The sequence below is a fragment of the Niabella soli DSM 19437 genome (genome assembly GCF_000243115.2).
GTDB lineage: Bacteria > Bacteroidota > Bacteroidia > Chitinophagales > Chitinophagaceae > Niabella > Niabella soli.
Window position 1 is genome coordinate 3,953,599 of the sequence record NZ_CP007035.1, and the last position, 21,348, is coordinate 3,974,946.

General features: G+C 44.2%; 17 protein-coding genes. 5 read left to right on the top strand and 12 right to left on the bottom strand.

Annotation, left to right across the window (positions count from 1 at the left end):
• Positions 1-87: 87 nt before the first annotated feature.
• The 8 genes from NIASO_RS16655 to NIASO_RS16690 all read right to left on the bottom strand — a co-directional run bounded on the left by NIASO_RS16655 (position 88) and on the right by NIASO_RS16690 (position 12,136).
• Positions 88-3,936, bottom strand: coding sequence for a 1-acyl-sn-glycerol-3-phosphate acyltransferase (locus tag NIASO_RS16655; RefSeq protein ID WP_008587828.1), 3,849 nt, complete (start codon positions 3,934-3,936; stop codon positions 88-90).
• Positions 3,937-3,942: 6 nt separating this feature from the next.
• Positions 3,943-5,169, bottom strand: a complete 1,227-nt coding sequence (locus NIASO_RS16660) for a DUF2062 domain-containing protein (protein WP_008587830.1) — start codon at positions 5,167-5,169, stop codon at positions 3,943-3,945.
• Positions 5,170-5,252: 83 nt separating this feature from the next.
• On the bottom strand, positions 5,253-5,765 hold the full coding sequence (locus NIASO_RS16665) for a hypothetical protein (RefSeq protein ID WP_008587832.1): 513 nt from the start codon (positions 5,763-5,765) through the stop codon (positions 5,253-5,255).
• A gap of 62 nt (positions 5,766-5,827) precedes the next feature.
• Entirely contained in the window at positions 5,828-8,755 is a 2,928-nt protein-coding gene (locus tag NIASO_RS16670; protein ID WP_008587834.1) for a glycoside hydrolase family 3 N-terminal domain-containing protein, read from the bottom strand.
• A 281-nt stretch (positions 8,756-9,036) separates the two neighbouring features.
• On the bottom strand, positions 9,037-9,744 hold the full coding sequence (locus tag NIASO_RS16675; RefSeq protein ID WP_008587837.1) for a response regulator transcription factor: 708 nt from the start codon (positions 9,742-9,744) through the stop codon (positions 9,037-9,039).
• An 18-nt stretch (positions 9,745-9,762) separates the two neighbouring features.
• Entirely contained in the window at positions 9,763-10,758 is a 996-nt protein-coding gene (locus tag NIASO_RS16680) for a sensor histidine kinase (protein WP_008587840.1), read from the bottom strand.
• Complete coding sequence (locus tag NIASO_RS16685) at positions 10,758-11,222, bottom strand: gliding motility lipoprotein GldH (RefSeq protein ID WP_008587842.1); 465 nt, start codon at positions 11,220-11,222, stop codon at positions 10,758-10,760. Before NIASO_RS16685 ends, NIASO_RS16680 begins: the two co-directional genes overlap by 1 nt.
• Before the next feature lie 38 nt (positions 11,223-11,260).
• Positions 11,261-12,136 carry a YicC/YloC family endoribonuclease gene (locus NIASO_RS16690; RefSeq protein WP_008587844.1) on the bottom strand — a complete coding sequence of 292 codons (876 nt, stop codon included), beginning with the start codon at positions 12,134-12,136 and terminating at the stop codon, positions 11,261-11,263.
• Between the two features lie 541 nt (positions 12,137-12,677).
• Here NIASO_RS16690 and NIASO_RS16695 point away from each other — a divergent pair.
• From NIASO_RS16695 to NIASO_RS16710, 4 genes are all read left to right on the top strand, one after another.
• Positions 12,678-13,637, top strand: coding sequence for a UDP-3-O-(3-hydroxymyristoyl)glucosamine N-acyltransferase (locus NIASO_RS16695; protein ID WP_008587845.1), 960 nt, complete (start codon positions 12,678-12,680; stop codon positions 13,635-13,637).
• Positions 13,638-13,804: 167 nt separating this feature from the next.
• Complete coding sequence (locus NIASO_RS16700) at positions 13,805-16,156, top strand: ATP-dependent helicase (protein WP_025299080.1); 2,352 nt, start codon at positions 13,805-13,807, stop codon at positions 16,154-16,156.
• 207 nt (positions 16,157-16,363) lie between these two features.
• The gene (locus NIASO_RS16705; protein WP_008587849.1) at positions 16,364-16,993 is read left to right on the top strand and encodes a hypothetical protein; all 630 of its coding nucleotides are present in this window, start codon (positions 16,364-16,366) and stop codon (positions 16,991-16,993) included.
• Positions 16,994-17,054: 61 nt separating this feature from the next.
• Complete coding sequence (locus NIASO_RS16710; protein WP_008587851.1) at positions 17,055-17,849, top strand: glycoside hydrolase family 25 protein; 795 nt, start codon at positions 17,055-17,057, stop codon at positions 17,847-17,849.
• A 3-nt stretch (positions 17,850-17,852) separates the two neighbouring features.
• Here the strand turns inward: NIASO_RS16710 and NIASO_RS16715 are convergent, their stop codons facing one another.
• The 4 genes from NIASO_RS16715 to NIASO_RS16730 all read right to left on the bottom strand — a co-directional run bounded on the left by NIASO_RS16715 (position 17,853) and on the right by NIASO_RS16730 (position 20,129).
• The gene (locus NIASO_RS16715; RefSeq protein WP_008587853.1) at positions 17,853-18,191 is read right to left on the bottom strand and encodes a hypothetical protein; all 339 of its coding nucleotides are present in this window, start codon (positions 18,189-18,191) and stop codon (positions 17,853-17,855) included.
• 77 nt (positions 18,192-18,268) lie between these two features.
• A complete protein-coding gene (locus NIASO_RS16720) occupies positions 18,269-18,583 on the bottom strand; it encodes a c-type cytochrome (protein WP_008587855.1) in 315 nt (104 codons plus the stop codon).
• Between the two features lie 160 nt (positions 18,584-18,743).
• On the bottom strand, positions 18,744-19,373 hold the full coding sequence (gene pnuC / locus NIASO_RS16725; RefSeq protein ID WP_008587857.1) for a nicotinamide riboside transporter PnuC: 630 nt from the start codon (positions 19,371-19,373) through the stop codon (positions 18,744-18,746).
• 171 nt (positions 19,374-19,544) lie between these two features.
• Positions 19,545-20,129: a TetR/AcrR family transcriptional regulator gene (locus NIASO_RS16730; RefSeq protein ID WP_008587858.1), complete on the bottom strand. Its 585-nt coding sequence runs from the start codon at positions 20,127-20,129 to the stop codon at positions 19,545-19,547.
• A 95-nt stretch (positions 20,130-20,224) separates the two neighbouring features.
• Here NIASO_RS16730 and NIASO_RS16735 point away from each other — a divergent pair, with 95 nt between their 5' ends.
• A complete protein-coding gene (locus NIASO_RS16735; RefSeq protein ID WP_025299082.1) occupies positions 20,225-21,151 on the top strand; it encodes a PfkB family carbohydrate kinase in 927 nt (308 codons plus the stop codon).
• The last annotated feature ends 197 nt before the right edge of the window (positions 21,152-21,348 follow it).

Genomic DNA, 21,348 nt, shown 5'->3' on the forward strand with positions numbered 1-21,348 from the left:
AGCAAATTTAACACAAAATATTAAATTTGCTAGGATGATTGTGGTTTATTGAAGCAAAACATTTCTATTGTATTAATAAACAAGGTATTACAAATTTTGTGTTTTCCGCAGTACCCATATCACATTCGATGTATATTTTGTCTGATCGATCCTTTCCAAAGAAAGCTCATTTTTTTCTGCAACCGCTTCAATTGTTTTTCCTGAAAGAAAGGAGAGCTTGTTTGCTGTTTTATTGAATGTAAAAACTTTGGTGGAAAAGAATTCGGTCAGTCGGGTGCCTTTATGCTTTTCCTTAAGATCTTTATCGCCATCGCGGATCACCAGCACACCGCCCGGCAACAGACTGTCAATGGCTTTTTGAATGACCGCCGCCTGTTGCCGGGGTTGCAGGTAATGTAATACGTCGCTGATCACAATGCCATTATATCTCTCAAATGTAAAAGTGCTGATGTCAGAACAAATAAAATGAATATCATTTGTTTTGCTGAAACAATGATTCGCCGTATCAATCTTTTCTTCATCATAATCCACCCCGGTAATACTACGCTTTTCCTGGCTGCCCCAGTATAGGATATAACTCATAAAACCATATCCACAACCCAGGTCCAGGATCTTGCCCTCCATTGGCAGTAGTTCATGAAATTGCTGGTAATAATTTTCAAGCCGGAGTTTGATTTTTAAATACCATTCCAGTACCGGTCCTTTATAAATGTAGTTAAAGAACAGGTGCTCTTTGAAATAGCGCGGTTGTTCCAGCTCTTTGGTTAATTGGGTATGTTGTTCTTTAAAATATTTTGAGATGGATTTAGTACGCTCCTGGTAATGGGTTCCCCACCTGGTGTCGCCGGTCTTTATCCTGGGCAGGTATTGGGCGGTAATGGGTCCGTTCTTTAAAAGATAATCACCCTTAGTCATGGTATAGCCCAGCCCGTGCAGCATAACGGGAACAATATCGAGCTGCAATTTTTCCGCCAGGTAAAAAGCGCCTTTATGAAAGCGTTTCATGGGCGGCCGTATACTGCGGGTTCCTTCGGGAAATACAACGATCGAATATCCTTTGTCGGTAAGTGTTTTCAACAACGGTACACTGTTCTCGATCCCATTGGCGACGGGATAAAAATCGGCCATGCGGATGGCCCATCCAAAAACAGGAGATTTCCAAACCCACTGATTGGTTAATAAGATCAGGCGGGGATTGAGCATCGCCATTTTCAGGATGTCCAGGAACGACTGGTGGTTGGCGATAACCACTGCTGGTTTGGTAAAGCGCTCCTGTTCCGGATTGATTATTTTTTTTCTGAAATTCCCCATGATGTATAAAACGGACATGCAGAATTTGGATAGCAAAATGTGATAAATGTATTTGCCTTTTTCTTTATTGAAGGGATTCAGTTTTACCAAAAAGAACCCCACGATCGTTAACAGCAGGCTTGTTGAAGCAAAATACACAAAGGAAAAAGAAGAACGATGCCAGCTCCACAGCGTCCAGGGATGAAATTTTTTCTTTATCCGGCTGGTGATAAAAATGTTGAACAGGAAGGGGATTAAAATCTGCGACATCAGCACCACACATAAAATACCGGTTACGGAAATAAAGGCAATAGAACGAAGGGCCGGATGTTTGGCAAAGCCTAGAACGCCCAGACCAGCAATAGTGGTGATCGCCGAAAGCAGGATCGATGATTTGTAAGACTCCAGGATTTTTTTCCCGGTTTTATATTCTGAAAGCAGCCCGTCCATTACAAAAAGGCTGTAATCATCGCCTAGTCCGAATATGAGGGCAGAGACAATAATATTTACAATATTGAATTTAATATCAGTAAGCGCCATAATGCCCAGTATCCATACCCAACTGATGAGCATCGGGATAAAAGAGATCAGCATTAACTCGATCCGTCCATAGGTCAGTAACAAGGCGGCGGCAACCAGGATAGAAACGATCCAGGCAATACGGTTAAAGTCGTCATTGACCATTTGCGTTAGCCGGTTGGTCAGGTACTGCCGGTCTAAAACAATGGCTCCGTTTTCTTTTTCAAGCGCATTGATCACGGGTTGTTTGTATTGCTCCGGAACTTTTAAAAGCGTTACAACAGATGCCTGCCCGGGCTTTTCGGTAATATAATCATCCAGATAATTATTACGGATGCTCTGCAACTGGCTGTTGTCAAGCGGTGTAAAATTGTTGTTTAACAACTGTTGAAAATTATTGAAAGCACCCGCCTTAAAACCTAATGAGGTTCCCTGTTCTTTTATTGCGGTAAGAAGCTGCTGTTTTTTTTCAGGCGTCCAGTATTGGTTCCAGCGCTCAATACGTTGTTTTTGTAAAGAGTCTGAAAGAAATAAAACGGAAACACCCGCTTCGGTATTGATCTGGCCGATATTTTTAAAGCTGTCGATCGTATGTTGCAGTTGCTCGTTTTTTATCAGTGCCCGATCTAAATTATTTCCTTCTGTTACAAGATAGACAGATTTTAATGCGGCGCCGCTGATGCTGTTGAGTTTGGCTTCGGAACGTTTTAGCTCCTTCGACATATAGTTGAGCTGCATCATATCCGGTTCAAAACGCACTTTGTTCACGTAGAACAAAAAAACGAGGGTGCCGATGAAGATGCCGCCAACCAGCCAGTAGTTAGATTCAAATTTTAGGGTGGCCACACGGTCGAGCCAGGAACGCCGTACGGTGCGGGTTTCATCGGGCCTGCCTAAGAAATGCGGTAAGAAAATAAGCGAACAAAGGACTGCGCCGATCAGACTAAAGCCGGCAAATAATCCCAGGTCTTTAAGCATCTCAGAAGTTGCATAGTGCAGGGACAAAAAGCCGGCTATGGTAGTGAAGCTGCCGATGGTGAGCGGAAAGGAAAGGTCTTTTATTACCTGCCGGATGGCGCCGGTATGGCGGTAATGATTAAATACATGTAGCGAATAATTGACAACGATCCCCAATACAATAGAACCAGTGCCCAGGGCAATGACTGAAATACTCCCTTTAAGCAGATAAATAAGCGCCAGTGAAAAAGCGGCGCCGTAAACAACCGGCACCAAAATGAGGAATGGTGCGCGCTTTTTTCTGAAATACAACGCAATGAAGCAAACGAGGAACAGGATGGTGAGGGTTTGGGTAAGGATCGTATCTTTCCGGAGCTGTGCAGCATTTCCTTCTGAAACAGCGGCCCCGCCAAAATAGTAAGGCTGAATATGCGGAAATGTTTTTTGCAGCGAATCTATTGTGTGTTGCAGGATGTCAAAAAACTGTTTATTCTTACCGGTATTGCCGGCCGGATAAACGGGGGTAATAAATAACATCATCGTTTTATTATCCCTGGTGATGATGTGGTTATCGTATAACTCAAAATTATCATCGAGCTGTAGTTGTTGTAATTTTTTTAATGCCAGGAAGGAAATACCGCTGGGGTCATTGCTGATGATATTGTTAACAGCAAATCCTGTTGGCGTGCTCAATAATTTAATATCATTTGCCAGCGTTGTTTTTAACGTGGCGGGTTGTATTAGTGTATCAATTTTAGCATAATCTTTTTCGGAAAGAAAAACAGGTAGGTGCTCCTGGATCGTTTGAAACAGCTCTATCGTGAAGTCGTCTTCTATTTTGTATTTATTGTTTTTGATAAACGGCTTTGCCTTTTCCTGTAAGGCTACTGCCAGCGCATCTGTGTAGGTAACGAGACTATCGGCTTCCACGCGATTCGTATCTTTCAATGATACCATGATCGCCAGTTTGTCTGCAAATTTGGAGTTTTCAAAAACCTGGGTAAGCTTTTCCGTTTTTTTGTCTTTGGGAATGATGGCATACACATCTTCCACAAATTTTATGCGGGAGGCGAAAAACAAAAACAGCCCAAGGGTACCGAAGAACAACGAATAAAGCAAGGCTTTTCGGGTGTTGAAAAAATCATATATGGAAATAAAAAAGGATTGCATTGGCGATTATTCAGCTTTTCCGTTTGCCGGTATTCGTTTATTACTTCGTTTAAATTCTAAAAAGAAAAAGGTGACCACCCAGAAAAGGATACCCACAACAACAGCCAGGGTAACACTTCCATAAAGATATTGTTCCAGGTTCTCGCCAATGTATTTAAGCGTCAATTGTTTGTTGAAGGATATGTCTACCGCCCTGGCGCCCATAAAAGGTTTTCCCATTTTGTAACTCAAAAAAACAACGAAAGGGATCAGTGGCGGAATGCTGATATGAGCGGCCGTTACCACCAGCGTTTTGTTTAATTTCATCAGATGAGCCAGAGCAATGCCCACCAGCAACTGGAACCCCCAAATGGGTATAATGCCCATAAAGCCCCCAAAAGCGATAGAATTTGCTTTTGTAGTTATAGATTCATTGGGGTTGAGGAGCAGGCGCTTCAATTCCTGCTTCCAGTTTTTCCTTGTAAAGCGCCGGAAAAAATCCCGGGGCTTGATATATAAAAAAGCAATGAGCACCAGAATAGTGTTTAGCACGCTGATCCGGCTAAAATCCTTGAATGGTCTGAAATGCGTAATGCGCTCTTCTTTTGGCGGGTAATATACGGAAATCGGAACCGAGGAAACTTTTACGCCCCCCCAGGCCAGTCGCACGATCACCTCTATCTCCAATTCATATTTGCGTGTAAACAGCCGCAGGTCGCCAATGGGTTTGAGGGGGTATAGCCGGTAGCCGGTCTGTGTATCCGGGCAATCGATACCTGTTTCTACCTTGTACCAAAAATTGGAGAACTTATGCCCGAAACTGCTTTTGCCTGGCACATGAGCGGTGCCGGCCATATTGCGGCTTCCCATGATCAGGGCCGGGCCTTCCGTTTCCAGTTTGTCAAGAAATAAAGGCAGGTCTTTTGCAAAATGCTGCCCGTCTGAATCAATGGTGATGGCATAGTTATAACCCAATGCTATTGCCTTGTTAAAACCGGTTCTGAGGGCCATGCCTTTGCCCTTATTGGGGTTGTAGGATAGTACAGTCAGTTGCGGAAAGTTTTTTAAGATTTCCGGCGTTATGTCTGTTGAACCATCATTTACAATAATGATCTGTTGCGTATAGCGCAACACGTCCCTGACGACCTGTTCAATGCTGGACGCATTATTATAGGTTGGAATAATAACGCATGTGCCCGATTTCAAAAACCGGTCTGCAATGCCATCAGGTATTTTAGAAATTGCTGGTTCCACGAAGCCCCAAAAATAAAGGTTGGGGCGTAATTAAAAAAGGGGCTGCAAAAGCAACCCCTTTCAGACTATTTAATAACGAACGTTTAAAAAGCGTACCGTGCTGCAATGCCCACTGTGGGATACACTGTTTCGAAGGCGCTTGGCGCTGTGATGTGAATAATGGGCCGCACATCCGCAGACAAATTCAATGGTATTCTGGCAAATTTATAATCAATGCCTCCGGTTGGGTAAATACCCGCTCCAAATCCATCGTAGTCAGGCGCATTGGCGCTGGTATTAAATAATACCAACCCGCCGCCAACGAACCATTTCAATCCCGGAACCGGTTTAATTTGGAAATGATGCTGATAAGTACCTGCAAAATTTACGCCCCGCGCATGCCGGTAATCGTTGTTATCCCAATAACGGCGATCACCCACCCCCAAGTTCAATTCGATGGCACCCGGGTTTGAAACAAAAAACTTATAGGACACAGCGGCAGCGTCATAATAAACATTGGAACTGAAACGGATACCAATTGCCTGCCGGTAATTGCTTTGCGCAGTTGCAGTCCCACAGGCAAATGCAATGACTGCAAGAAATATTATTTTTTTCATTGATACTAGGATTTAAACGCACTATAGCACGCAAAGAGTATACCAAAGTGATCAAAAGCCCTCTATAAATTGGGAACAACGGCCTTATAAATGGCATCGAGTATGCTTCGCCGGATACTTAAACTGCTGAGCCGCGGATTTTCCCGGGTTGGATATACCCGGTTCGACAAGAAAATATACACTATGTTATATTTGGGATCTACCCAAACGCAGGTGCCGGTAAATCCGGTATGACCATAGGCCTGTGGCGAGGCGTATTTACTGGGATAGGGGTCGCTGCTGGTGGCATTGTCCTTTTCTGGCTTATCGAAACCATAACCTCTGCGGCTGATAGAACTATGATAGGCCGAAAAATATTGTATAGTTTCTCTTTTTAAGAACCTATGACCGTTCAGCTCGCCGCCGTTTAACAGCATCTGGTATAATTTGCCGAGATCATAGGCGTCGGAAAACAGACCGGCATGACCGGCGACACCGCCCCCCAAGGCAGATCCTTCGTCATGCACCGTGCCTTGTATGAGCTGGTTGCGGAAATGCGTTTCCTTTTCTGTAGGTACAATCGCTTCCAATGGAAAACGCTCTAAGGGGTGAAACCCGGTAGTGGTCATGTGCATCGGTTGGTAAAAGGTTTTTTGCACATAGGTTTCCAGCGGCATTTTGGTAACGGCTTCCACAATCTTGCCCAGGAACCAAAAATCATTATCACTGTAAATATATTTTTGCCCGGGGGGAATAACCGGGCTCTCCAGTATTTCCCTCCAGATGGTATCCTTATAATCATCTCTTAAATAAAGATTCCGTGCCACCTGCGTGGTAAATCCTTCTGAGCGAACGGAACGGTACAGGTCGCTTCTTACCGACCCATCGGCATTCAGTGTTTTTTTATAAAAAGCGATGAAAGGAACCATCCCCGCCTGGTGCAGGATGATATCCTCCAGGGTTAGTTTGGCTTTGTTGGTTTTTTTGGTCCAGGGAAGATAATCTTCCAGCCGTTTTTTAAGATCTATTTTGCCTTCTTCGTACAATTTCATTACAGAAACCGTAGTAGCGGAAACTTTTGTAACGGAGGCCAGGTCAAAAATACTGTTGAGCTGCATTGGGTGGGTGCTATCATATTCATAATTGCCAAAGGCCTTATGAAAAACAATTTTGCCGTCTTTGGCGGCCAATACCACACAACCCGGGTAGGCTTTTTGTTGGATACCGGCTTCGGCGATGGAATCTATAGGCGCAAAGCGAGCGTCATCGATCGGACGCATGCCCCCGGTTGCTGTATTTTTCAGCACCATGCCGGTGCCGTATTTCCAGTTGCAAACGGAAACGGGCAGTGTTCCGGTAGCCACAAATTTCGATTCCAGCCAGTCTGCGGCGGTGTTTTGAAAAATAGCGTCATCTTCATAGGCACCCACCAGCGATTTTGCCGTGCAGAAATTGCTTAAGGATAGGGGGTTGCCAAATACCATGGTGACTGCGTTTTCCTTATTCAATACCTGCCAGTTCTGAAGCGCATTTTGAGAAATCCCGTAATTGTTGGCTCCTTTTCTGAGATTGACGTCATGAAAACCGAGGATAACCGCATCGTATTTTCCTTCAATAATATTTTTCACGACCGAACCTCCTTTACCAGGCGAATCATTGTAATGAATATAGTATATGTCGGCATTCAGATCGCTTTGCAAACGATTTGCCAGCACCGTTTTTTCATTATTGGTAAACGCTACATAAGCGATCTTTTTACCTTTTAAAGGCAGCGAGAAAAAATCGTTTCGGAACCCATCGGGGTTGATCAAATTAACAACGGTCAATGCTTTTTCTGCAACTTTTTGACGGATGCTATTGGTACTGCTGTTTAATTCATTGGTGAGGTTTTCTATGGAGACCGGCTGCCATTGGTTTAAGCCAAGATTATATTTGGCCAGTAATACCTTTTTGACTTTGGCTTCGATATCCTTCCGGCGCAACCTGCGTTTTTTAATGGCGTCATTAACAGCGCTAATGGTTCCGGCCACACTTTCGGGGAGGCAAAGCATATCGTTGCCTGCTATCAACGACTCAACGGCAATGGTATTCCCGGGGAAATATTTTGCCACGCCTTTCATTTCGAGTGCATCAGTAAATACCAGCCCGTTAAAGCCGAGGGTGTTTTTTAGCAAGCCGGTTACAGCATTCTTTGAAATAGAAGTTGCATGGTGCGGTGTATTGTCGATGGATGGAACAAAAAGGTGCCCGACCATTACGCTTTGCACACCGGCTTTAATGAGTTGTTTAAAGGGATAAAGCTCCAGTTCCTGCAACTGATCCAATGTTTTATTGATCACCGGCAGATCCAGATGCGAGTCTACCGCTACGTCGCCGTGCCCGGGAAAGTGTTTGGCGCAGGCCATGATCCCTGCGTCCTGCATGCCTTTCATATAGGCGATGCCCATTGCCGCCACTTTATATTTATCTTCTCCAAAAGAGCGAAAACCGATAACCGGATTATTGGGGTTATTGTTGATGTCAACGTCAGGAGCGTAATTCACTTGCACGCCCAGGCGTTTGTGCTGAAGGCCCACCGCACGTCCCATTTCAAATACCAGGGAAGTATCACCCATTGCGCCCAGCGTCATCTGATAAGGAAATTTAATTACACTATCCAGGCGCATACCCAAACCGTACTCACCGTCAATGGTGATCATCAGTGGCGTTTTTGCCAGAGACTGGTAATAGTTGGTAAGGTTGGCCTGGCGGATGGGACCGCCCTGGAAAAAGCAAAGCGCGCCTACATTATATTTTTTGACGTCGTCAGTGACTTTTGCAATATGGTCGGGCCCCAGGTTTGAATGGGCCCTTACAATGATCAGTTGTGCAATACGCTGGTCTTTACTCAGACTTTTATAAACGCTGTCTACCCACTTTTTTGCAGACAGGTTGCTTTTATACTGTGCAGTAGCAAGGTATGGGATCAGGAATAGCGCAAGCAAAGGTATATACAACCGGCAATGCTTCATTTTGAATTATTTTTCGTTATGAATGATTGCAAATGTAGCTGATTCTGCAATGAAAAGGGCGCCGTTCATCAAGGCGAAAGCATAAATCTAAAACTGCCACCAATACCCGCCTGAACGGACGGGCAGGCACGAATGAATTAGCTGTTGCGTCGTCTTCAAAGTAAATAAACACGAATGCCATGCGTCGAAGGCAGATTCGTGTTCATCGTTTTGCAGATAGCGTAGTTGTTTTATTAGTGCAGTCGTTGCCTAAGTCTATCTGAGTGCATTCGTGGCCGGAATTATTCTGTGTACTTATATCCAACACCCCTTACAGAGTGGAAGAACTCGGGGTTGCGGCTGTCTTTTTCAAAATATTTCCTGAAGTTGAGAATAAAGTTGTCGATGGTGCGCGTGGTGGGATAAACATTGTAGCCCCACACCGATTGCAATATTTTTTCGCGGGGTACCACTTCATTCTTGTTTTCAATAAGCAGCTTCAGCAGCATGGCTTCTTTTTTGCTGAGCTGTATTTTTCCTGCGTATTTGGTAACGGCTTCCTGCGCCTTAAAGTCGATAATGTTATCGCCGAAGGTATAGGAGTTACCAACCGTGCTTCGTTCCTGCAGGCGTTGATTTTTGTTGATGAGTTTTTGGATCCTTAATAACAACTCTTCCAGGTTAAAGGGTTTGGTCAGATAATCATCCGCACCTTTCTTTAAGCCTAACACTTTATCGTTACTGGTATTCTTTGCGCTCAACATCAGAATAGGCAGCTCCGTATTGGTTAGCCGGATGGTTTCTGCCACGGCAATGCCGTCCATCTCCGGAAGCATAATGTCGAGGATCACTAAATTAAAGTATTCATTCTTTATTGCATCCAGCGCCTGCACACCGTCAAAAGCCGATGTTACGGCATAATTCTCCAGTTCAAGGTTTAGTTTTAACGCCTCGTGCAAATTCTCTTCATCTTCTACCAACAAGATAGTAGCTGCTTTATCGCCATTCATGTTCTTAAATTCTTTTATCTAACTACTAATAGGAAATCTGACGGCAAAATTACTCCCGTTAGGTTCATGATTTGTCACTGAAATGTCTGCATTGTGATCCTTTGCTATTTTGCTGCATAGATACAAACCCAGACCTGTACCTTGTTTTTTCCGGGTGGCTTCATTACCGATCCGGTAAAATTTTGTAAAAATCTTCTTTTTCTCCTCATCAGGTATACCGGGCCCTTCATCGGCAACGGCCATAATGATTGATGGCGGCTGTTTGTCTAACTGTATCAGGATCCGGCTCTCTTTGGGGCAGTATTTTACCGCATTTTCTATAAGATTATTAACCAGTATCTGCAGTAAAAGCGCATCGCCCAAAATATCCACTTCGGGTTGGATAGCAGCTTCAAAATGGCGGTCCGGAAAGCGTTGTACAAATTCGGCCACCCGGTCGGCCACCAATCCCGAAAAATTCAGCTCTTCTTTATTTATTTTATGGTCATGATCTTCCAACTGGGAAGATATGAGAATATTATTGGTAAGAAAGTTAAGCCGGGCCGTTTCTTCCAGCGTCATTGCGATGAGTTTACGACGGCGTTCCTCATCAAGATTACGTTTTAAAAGCGTTTCAAGGTTTAGTTTGGCCACAGCGATGGGTGTTTTTAATTCATGGGTTACGGCCATAGTAAAATTCTGCTGCTGCTGCTGCAGCCTGGATTGCTGCGTAATATAACGATACACAAAGAGCGCCCCCCATAATATTAAACCCAGAAAAACGATCCCTTCCCCCGCATACTTAACATGGCTGCGCTCATAATCTGCTTCGATCTTCGCCCGTCGTATTTGATAGGCAGGTGAGGAGGCATCGGTGATAGCGGTGTTCAGATGTTCGATCCTGGCCTTGTGTAATTCGCGGTTCTGTATTTCCAGCAGAATAAACAGCCATACCAGGGCGGCCAGGATGTAAACGACCAGCAGGTAAAAGATGAACCTTGTTTTTCCCCGGTTCTTTTTAAGTCGCTGTTCCATTATTGTTGTTTTTCAATCGCGATACCGGCATTTAATACAAAGGGCAACGGGTCGTCCTTCATCAGTTGGGTGATTATAAAATGATACCGGCCTTTTCTTAAAGGAACGATCGTGTTCAGTTTTATGAAATGATCATACAGGTCATCCACCGCGTTGCCCTCCCATTTTCCTGAAGAAGCGGTAAGGGGGGCATTCACCGTGAGGGCCGTAACTACCTTGTTCAACGTGTCTTTTATCGTAACTTTTGCTACTATATTATTGTATGGGTATTGCTCCGTATGCCTGAAAATAAAATAGAGTTGGTAAGGAGCTGTTTCTTTTACATCCAGGTCTACGATGGCCGCACGTTGCTGTTGCCATTTATGAGCCGGTATATCGGCTATCCGCTCGTTCACCACCACCTGTCCACAGGAAAAAAGCCCGCAAATAATAAAAAAGACCAGTAAGTAAACAAGGCTGCGCATCCAGGTACATTTTTTACAAATCTAGCTAAAAGCCGGTGCTAAAGTACGTTCAATACCTGCTCTTTCGCTTTCTCTAATTCGTCTTTCATCATAACCACCAGTTTCTGGATACTGGAGTTATAGGCTTTGGACCCGGTAGTATTTATTTCCCTGCCCACTTCCTGTAATATAAAAGACAATTTTTTCCCTTTGATGTCGGAAGGTTCATTGACGATCTCCATAAAATAATCGCAATGGTTTTTCAGTCGCACCATTTCTTCGGTTATATCGATTTTTTCAATATAATAAATTAATTCCTGCTCCAGCCGGTTGGCATCAAAATTATCTTTACCTACTTTTTCATCAAGCAGTTTAACAATGCCTTCCCGGATCATGTCCTTGCGTGCGGGATCCAGGAGCGCGATATCTTTTTGTAACGTGGCAATATTCCGGATGCGGTCCGTAAGTTCTGTTTCCAGGATCTTTCCTTCGCTGACGCGGTGTGCGTTCAGATCGGCAATAGCTTCTTTAAGAAGCTGATTGAAGGCAGCGGCGTCGTCTTCAGATAAGGATTCACTGCTCGGGGTTATTACTTCAGGCAGTTTAATAAGAACATTAAGAATATTAGAAGTGTCGATGCCCAGTTCTTTGGAAAGGTCAAACAAGGAATGATAATAAGCCCTGGCCAGATCAGTATTGATCGCTACCGGTTTGGCGTCCCCCGTATCTTTTAAGCTGACGCTGCACTCCACACTCCCCCGGCTGAGCCCTTCAGACATCGTTTTGCGGATATTGAATTCGAATGGTTTTAAAAGAGCAGGCAACCTCAATGACAGATCAAATTGTTTACCGTTTAATGATTTGATGTCGACCATAAAGGTCTTTTTGCCAATCGTTTTTTCGGCGCGGCCAAAGCCCGTCATTGATTTAAACATACTGTGATTTTTGTAAAGATAACTATTCGCGAAGCTGTTTTAAAAAAATAAAACCTGCGCGGGAAATTGACAGGACATAAAAAAATCCCTCCGAAAGAGAAGGGATTATTTTATAAAGATGGGTTAGTAAGTATGGGAAGGTAAATTCCCACCACAATATTAATTATTATTTTGTCGTAATAAAAATTATTTCTCATAAATTTTATTCACATTATTAAGTGCTGGTGTGGATATGTATGACCCGAGAAAGACAGATGTTGTAAAGAAGTAGTGTTGTATTTGTAAGGGCAGCCACAGGGCTGTTGATAGCTGTAGTAGCTGAAGTATTGATGAATGAAGCGTTTCAGCCGATTGGTTTTTCTTTGATGAGCTGTTGTTGATTTGCGAGTGCATACAAGTAATGATTTGAAGGCCGGTTGTTTTTATTTATCAATGTGCTTAAAATTTTTTTTAAATCCGCATCTTCTTTCTAGTAAAAAACAGGAAAACAGGCGGGGATGCACGCTTCAACAAACACTTACCTAACTTTGAAAAAAAAGATATGCGATTTAAAAATCCTGTGCCCTTATCGGAAATAGCAGCATTGATAGATGCGAAAATAACCGGCAATGAAAAGGCTGCGGCAAAAGGTATTAATGAAATACACCAGGTAGCCGAAGGAGACCTGGTGTTTGTTGATCATCCGAAATACTATGCGACTGCAATAAATTCTGCTGCAAGCTTCATCATTATAAATGCGGAACAGGCGATCCCCGAAGGTAAGGCGTTGTTAATTGTTGAAGAACCTTTTGAGGCCTATTTGAAGATCGTGGAAACCTACTATCCCTTTCGCCCTTCTATGGAACTGCGGGCTGAAAGCGCGCAGGTGGGAACAGGGTCGGTGATCATGCCCAACGTGTATTTGGGCAACCACGTGACGGTTGGAAAAAACTGCATCATTTATCCTAATGTTACCATACTGGATGATTGTAGTATTGGCGATGATGTGGTGATACAAAGCGGAACCGTTATCGGAAGCAATGCGTTTTATTATAATAAAAAAGCAAACCGCCCCATACACTATAAGCGAATGACGAGTTGCGGTACGGTAGAAATAGAAGGAGGGGTGGAAATAGGAGCCGGCTGTACGATAGATCGCGGGGTAACGGGTGTTACGCGTATAGGTGCCGGAACAAAAATGGATAACCAGGTACACATCGGGCACGATACGCTGGTAGGTAAAAATTGTCTTTTTGCGTCGCAGGTAGGTATTGCCGGGGCTACGGTTATTGAAGATGAAGTGATCCTCTGGGGCCAGGTGGGCGTGAGCAAAACCCTTACCGTTGGTAAAGGAGCCGTGGTGTTTGCCCAAAGCGGAGTGCCTTCATCATTAAAAGGTAACCAGGTATATTTTGGCAGTCCCGCTATTCCGGCGCAGGAAAAACGAAAGGAATTGGTTTGGGTTAAACGCATACCGGAACTCTGGGAAAAAGTGAATGCATTGTTAGCTAAAGAGAAATAAAGGTATGCTTAATGCTAAACGCCTAACGCGCAATGCCTTTACTGGCTATCAGCTATAGCACTGCGTGTTGCATTCAGCATTTTGCGTTAAGTATTCTGCCGTTTCCTGTAACCATAAACCTGGAACCTGCAACTCAAATTCTCAATTCTCTGACGTACCTTGCGCCCATGCAGGATTATTTAGCTGGATTGAATGAACGACAGAAAGAGGCCGTACTGTACACGGATGGCCCGTTGATGATTATAGCCGGTGCGGGCAGCGGAAAAACAAAAGTACTCACCACCCGCATTGCCCATTTAATGGCAAAAGGGGTGGATGCCTTTCACATCCTGGCGCTGACCTTTACCAATAAAGCCGCACGCGAGATGAAGGAGCGGGTGGAACGCATCCTTGGCAACAATGATGCGCGGAATCTTTATATCGGAACCTTTCACAGTGTATTTGCAAGAGTGTTGCGCGCAGAGGCGCATCGCATCGGGTATCCCAATAGTTTTACCATTTATGACACGGACGATGCCAAAAGCGTGGTAAAAACCGTTATTAATGAAATGCAACTGGATGACAAACTGTATAAGCCCGCCACTATATATAATCGGATCTCTTCGGCAAAGAATGCCCTGGTTACACCCCTGGATTATGTGAACGACTATTACCTGCAGCAGGAAGATATGCGGGCCAACCGCCCGGCCATTGCCAAAATATATGATGCGTATTGCAAACGCTGCTTCAAAAACGGGGCGATGGATTTTGATGACCTGTTGCTGAAGTTCTATGAATTGCTGAAAACCTTTCCGGACGTACTAAGCAAATACCAGCACAAGTTCCGGTATATTATGATTGATGAGTACCAGGATACCAACCCCGCACAATATGAGATTGTAAAATTGTTAGGGGCCATGAACGAGAATGTGTGCGTGGTGGGGGATGATGCGCAAAGCATTTACAGCTTTCGCGGCGCTACTATTCAGAATATCCTGCAGTTTCAGAAAGATTATGATGAGGTAAAAGTGGTAAAACTGGAACAGAATTACCGCAGTACCCAAAATATCATACATGTTGCCAACGAAGTGATACGGAACAACAAAGCGCAAATCCCAAAAGTGCTGTTTACCGAGAATCAGGGCGGGGAGAAGATAAGGATCGTGCAAACGATGACAGATAACGATGAGGGAAAATTTGTGGCAGATACGATCCAGGAGCAGAAGCTGCGGAACCATTTCTCCAACAAGGATTTTGCCATTCTTTATCGCACGAATGCACAAAGCCGCGCCTTCGAGGAATCCTTAAGGCGCATGGGGATTGCTTACACTATGTACGGAGGTATTAGTTTTTACCAGCGCAAAGAGATCAAAGACCTGGTGGGGTATCTGCGGCTGATCGTAAACCCGCGTGATGAAGAAGCGTTAAAACGTATCATCAACTATCCGGTGCGCGGTATCGGCAAAACAACGATCGACAAAATATTGCTGGCCGCCAATACCCATAATATTACCATGTGGGAAGTACTGGAAAAAGCAGATCAGTTTGGCTTCCGGTCCGGCACATTGGGTATCATTCAGGATTTCGTGATCCTGATCAGAAGTTGTGCCAGTATGCTGAAACAGCACAATGCCTACGACGTGGCTTTTCATGTAGGCAAGCAAACGAACCTGGTAAAAGAACTGTTCAATGATAAAAGCACCGAGGGGTTGCAACGCTATGAAAATATCCAGGAGCTGCTCAATTCAATCAAAGAATGGGTCGAAAGCCCGGACAACGACGAAGGGGAAGTAGTAGATAAAAGCCTGGGCGCCTATCTGCAGCAGATCACCCTATTGACAGATTCAGATAATAAGGATCCTGACGCGGATACGGTAAAACTGATGACCATTCACGCAGCCAAAGGGCTTGAGTTTGCCTGTGTATTTGCCGCAGGTCTGGAGGAAATGTTGTTTCCTAATGCCATGAGCATTAACACCAGGGAGGAACTGGAGGAAGAACGTCGTTTGTTCTATGTGGTAGTAACAAGGGCCAAGGAAAAACTATGGATCTCTTATGCCAATACGCGCTACAAATTCGGATCGCTGGTGCAAAACGATCCCAGCCGGTTTATCAGTGAGCTGCCCCCGGAATATATCGACAATAGCTATTCCGGTGGCGGCACCAGGCAGAGCTCATTTGGCTATGGAAATACCGGCGCTGCTTATGAACGCATGAGCGGCGGATGGGGCAGTAGTCGTTTCGATGCTGCCACAAAATTTGGTCCTGCTCCATCAAAAAAAACCGTACCGGAGTACCTGGGCTCCAAACCCGAAGCAAAAAAAGTAGTGGAGCACAAGCCTTCGGTCGATTTTCAGGCCAGCGATAGTAGCGATATCGCCGTAGGCCAACGGGTGGAGCACCAGAAATTCGGTTTTGGCGAAGTGCTGAAACTGGAAGGGAACCAACATAATAAAATGGCTGTAATTAAATTTGACAGCAACGGCGAAAAGAAAATTCTGCTCAACTACGCGCGGCTTAAAATCTTAAGCAAAAACTAAAATAAATAGTAAACACCCAGAGTTCTTACACATTGATTTTTAGCAGAATAGATGCTAAAGACGCCCTTCCTGCACCTAAGTGGGAAAAAAACGCCCCATTTTAGCATAATTGGAACAAGTTTTGCCGTGTAAAAAACGACTAACGTTTAATAAATATTTCTTAAAACGAATAGGACGAGTTTTTATGATGTTAAGACGGCAATTATCATGAATAATGAGCGGGTTATAGCAATGGATGAGCATGGGTGTTATTCTCTTACACTTGAAACAGCAGATCTGATCGATATTTTTATCAGGCCGGTGTATAAACAGATCGCTGTGCATTCTCTTAATTATTATATCAATAGTAAAGGGCTTATTGTTTATGGTTGGTGCCTGATGCCCAACAAACTCTATATGATTTGCAAAACGCAAAAAAATAGTTCCTTCGGGGAACTGCGGGAGAGTTTTAAAGAATTTACTACCGAAAAAGTGATGGAAGCTGTTGGCGACGAGCCTTTGGAACGACAGGAATGGCTTATTGAACATTTTCGAAAAAATACAGGCCTGTTTAAAACATTTAAGAAACTGGCAATATGGAAACAGGTGAAAGAAATGCAGGTCCTTGATTTAAACCGTCCCGAAAGTATTGCCGAGCACCTGAGCCTCATTCATACCATCCCTGTTCAGCAACGCATCGTCCGTTATCCGGCCGATTTTATTTACAGCTCTGCATTTGATTATGAAACCGGAACCGAAGGCCTTGTAAAAATAACCCGGCTTCCCGTTGTGGAAGCAGCGTTGGATGACATTGAAAACAGGAAAAGCGTTTTTAAGACAAAATTTAACAGGAGATAGCGCGCACTGGACACGAAACAGATATTTTTGCCAGACTTAATAATTGAAGTCTGGCATTTTTATGGCAACCAAAAGAAAAAGAAGAAAACGCAAAAAAGGGCTATCTCCCGACCAATGGCGGTTGTTGTTAGCGCTGTTTGCGCTGGCATTGTTGCTGGGAGTCTTTTTTATGCTGGACTGGTCCCGCAGATTTGATGTGGAAGTAAAGCGCTACCCCCAGTTTGGTATCGATATCCCGGTAGACTATCCCATACATGGTATTGACGTATCACGTTATCAGCAAACCATTCTTTGGACCGAAGTAAAAGCAATGCGCGTCGATAGTTTAAAAATCGGTTTTGCCTTTATAAAAGCCACAGAGGGGGAAGAGGATTCGGACGAACAGTTTAAAAAAAACTGGAGCCGCGCACGCCAGGCCAGGATGATCCGCGGCCCGTATCATTATTTTATTCCGTCAAAAGATGCGCGGAAGCAGGCGGTGAACTTTATTAAGAATGTGACTTTATCCCGCGGCGACCTTCCGCCGGTGCTGGATGTGGAACAAGCCAATAACCTCGCAGCGGGTCAGATACGCGCCGGGGTTAAAATATGGCTGCAATTGGTGGAACAGCACTATAAGATCAGACCAATACTTTATACCAATCCCGAATTTTACGAAAAATATCTTGGAAAAGATTTTGATGCCTATCCCTTATGGGTGGCGCACTATTTCGAAAAAAGAAAACCGAAGATCAAACGTGATTGGCTAATCTGGCAGCATAACAATGCCGGTCGGGTAAACGGCATTGCTACTGCTGTTGATTTTAATGTCTTTAATGGAGATTCGGCCGCCTTTCGATCGATACTTGTAAAGTAAAAACTACGATTTTTTCGCGTTGGCGTTCACATATTGTGTCACCTGCGAAACCTGGAGGTCGTTCAGTTTGGCTTTTTTAACCATTGAATTCAGAATAGGTTTCCATTCTTCCTCCGTCCAGTCGCCGGTATTTTTCTTCTGATGGCATTTGGTGCATTTTACTTCAAAAATAGCCTTACCGGCCACCAGTGGGTTGCTCGACGCAAAATCAGCGGTATCTGGTTTATTGCCCGTGACCGCTTCAACCGGCCGGCTGGGAATGGTGGGGGCCGCTTTATGTGAACAACTGTAAATAACCGCGATTCCGGTACACAACACACACAGTAATAAAAGTCTCTTCATATTTTGGAGAAAATTTAAGGGTAGGCAAAAATAAAAAACCTCCCGTTAAAGGAGGTAAATCATTTTAGAAAGAATGGTTATTTTTTTGAATTGGCATAAACATACGAAGAGACCTGCTGTATTTCATCGTTAGATAGCTTCGCTTTTTTAACCATTGCGGCTAATATGGGTCGCAGATCTTCGTAAGATTTAGATGCCACAACCTCTGTTTTAGCCTTATGGCATTTGGTACATTTTGTGGTGAAGATCGTTTGCCCCGCGCTAACAGTGGTCGCGTCACTGCTTATGGCACTGGCCTCGGGTATGGTAGCCGCCGTAGCGGAAGGAGATGCCTTTGGCGAACAGGCTACCGCCAGAAGAACAATAGAAGCGCCAATAACTATCTTTTTCATATTAATGTTTTTATTACTAAAAGTAACAATAAATACGCCAACTTACAGTAGTGTGACAAATATTTTTGACAATCCGGTGTTTATGAACTGCATTGTTGGAAAGGCAGGAAGATATTGCCTTTGGCTTGCCGTTCACTGCCCCGCCGGCCTGGGATGCTTTTTAATCGCCCTGCTGAATTGAAAACGGTGAGCGATAACTTCTATACTCCTTTATCCAATGCAACAGGCCGAAGGCAACAATTCCGCTAAAAATAAAATACTCCAAACTGTAGAATTTGATACCCTTGACGTAGTATAGAACCGCAGCTACCAGGTCAACCAACAGCCAGATGACCCAGCATTCTATCTTTTTCTGGATCATATAAAAAGTGGCAAGAATACTCAAAACCATAATAAAGGAATCAACAAAGGGATATGCGCTGGGCGCAGAGAACAACCCGGGGAGCCATTCATGTAAACGCGCGGCAAAATTGCCCAGCAGCAAAGTACCCGCCAGGGTAGCGGAGACGGTAAGGATCCGGTCGCGCCGGTTCATATAGCTTACCTTCAGTTCTTTTTTTGTATCAGCTTCGCCTTCCCTGGGGTGCGACCATCGCCACCAGCCCACCACATTGGTAATAAAGAAAAATACCTGCAGCAGCATATCGGGGTACAATTGTACCTGGTAGTAAAGAATAAAGGAAAGCGTCACATTGACGATACCCATGGGCCAACTGCTGATCCGGGCCTTTGCAGAAAGCCAGGTAGCGGCCAGGCCGGTAAGCACACCAAAAAATTCTATATAACTCATGGAATATCCCAGGAGTTTAAAGAATTCCTTATGAATATCAAATATCGTTGCCAAGAAAATTATTGTCAGGGGGAAATGGACTTACATAGATCTAACAAAACCACTAAGAGGTTAAGGTTCATTAACCCCTTCCCTTAATGGCCTTAAGGGTTGATCGGGAGGTCTGTATCTTTATAATTTCAGGCCACCTATCAGGTGCTTCACCATATTCTCCTCTATTTCTTCTGCAGTATGGGTTTTGGCGCTTTTTTGCCAGAATTCCAACCCCCGTACGGAAGAAAGAATGTTCAATACCACTACATAAGGAGAAACCGGTTTGAATTCTTTATTATCGATCCCTTCCTGAACAATGGTTTCAATCTTTTTTACATAACGGCGGCGATCACTGACAAACTCGCTTAATTTATCCTCTTCCAGGTGAATCCATTCGCTTACCATCACAGAGTAAGACTCAAAATGGTCGATCATCATTTTGGTATGAAAACGGATCAGTGATTCTATCCGTTGCAGGGCCGTCTCCGATGCGTTCATATTTTCCAGTTGCTCCTGGCAATCCCGGGCTATCGAAAAAACGATCTCATCAAGGATCTCTCCCTTTGATTGTATATGGTTATAAAGACTGGCCGCCTCAATACCGATTTTTTCCGCCAGGTCGCGCATAGACGTTCCGGTATAACCTTTTTCGCGGAACATGCGGGCCGCAGTTTTCAAAATTTCTTCTTTCTTTGACGAACGTTTGCGAGTTGTGGTAGCCATGTTTCAAAACTATGGTTTTTTAATGATATATCAGCATCAAAATATACAGGTTTCGGCTACCTTTGCCGCCGTATTTTTAACAAAAAACAAATTTCATGTCAGTAATAACAGTTGGAACGATGGCTTTTGACGCCATTGAAACGCCCTTTGGGAAAACGAACAAAATTGTAGGTGGCTCGGCACTATACGCGGCTTATGCAGCGAGCTACTTTGTAAAACCCGTTCAGCAGCTTTCCATTATTGGCTATGATTTTCCGGAAGAGGAATTGGGATCGCTTGAGGAAAGAGGAGTGCAGTTGGAAGGGGTTGAAAAGGTGGCCGATAAAAAATCGTTCTTCTGGAGCGGGCGCTATCATGAGGACATGAATTCAAGAGATACCCTGGTTACCGATCTGAATGTGCTGGCCGATTTTGATCCGAAGGTGCCGGACAGCTACCAGGGCGCCGAATTCCTGATGCTGGGCAACCTGATGCCAAAAATACAGATCAGCGTTATTGAGCAATTGAAACAAAAGCCAAAACTGGTGGTGCTGGATACAATGAACTTTTGGATGGAAACCGCCCTGCCCGACCTGGAAGTGGTACTAAAAAAAGTGGATCTGCTGATGGTAAATGATTCTGAAGCCCGGCAGTTAACGCAGCAGCATTCGCTTATAAAAGCGGCCAAAAAGATCCGGGAAATGGGCCCTAAGTATTTGATTATCAAAAAAGGAGAAAACGGCGCTTTGTTGTTTTATGAAGAAAAGGTCTTTTTTGCCCCGGCTTTTCCGCTCGAAGATGTATTTGACCCCACCGGCGCTGGCGATACTTTCGCCGGTGGTTTTATCGGCTATCTGGCTAAAACCAATGATATCAGTTTCCAGAACATGAAAAAGGCGATCATTGCGGGCTCTGCCCTGGCCAGCTTCTGCGTTGAAAAGTTTGGCAATACCAGGCTCAGGGAGCTTACAAAAGAGGAACTGAACGACCGGATCCGGCTTTTTAAAGAATTGACCCATTTTGAAACAGAGCTTTCTCTGTAGCGTTTTGAATACCGGTGCGGTTTCCAAAACGGCACCGGTGTTCAGGTTTTTTTGGAGAATAATTATTCTCTGTCTATTTTTGTTCTGATGGCAATTAAGATGAAACATACAAAAACTACAAAAAAGTGTCCCTAGTGGAAGGTCGTGGTGTTTGTGTGGTCAACATAAATTTTAACAGGCCTTCCGTAAATCCGGAA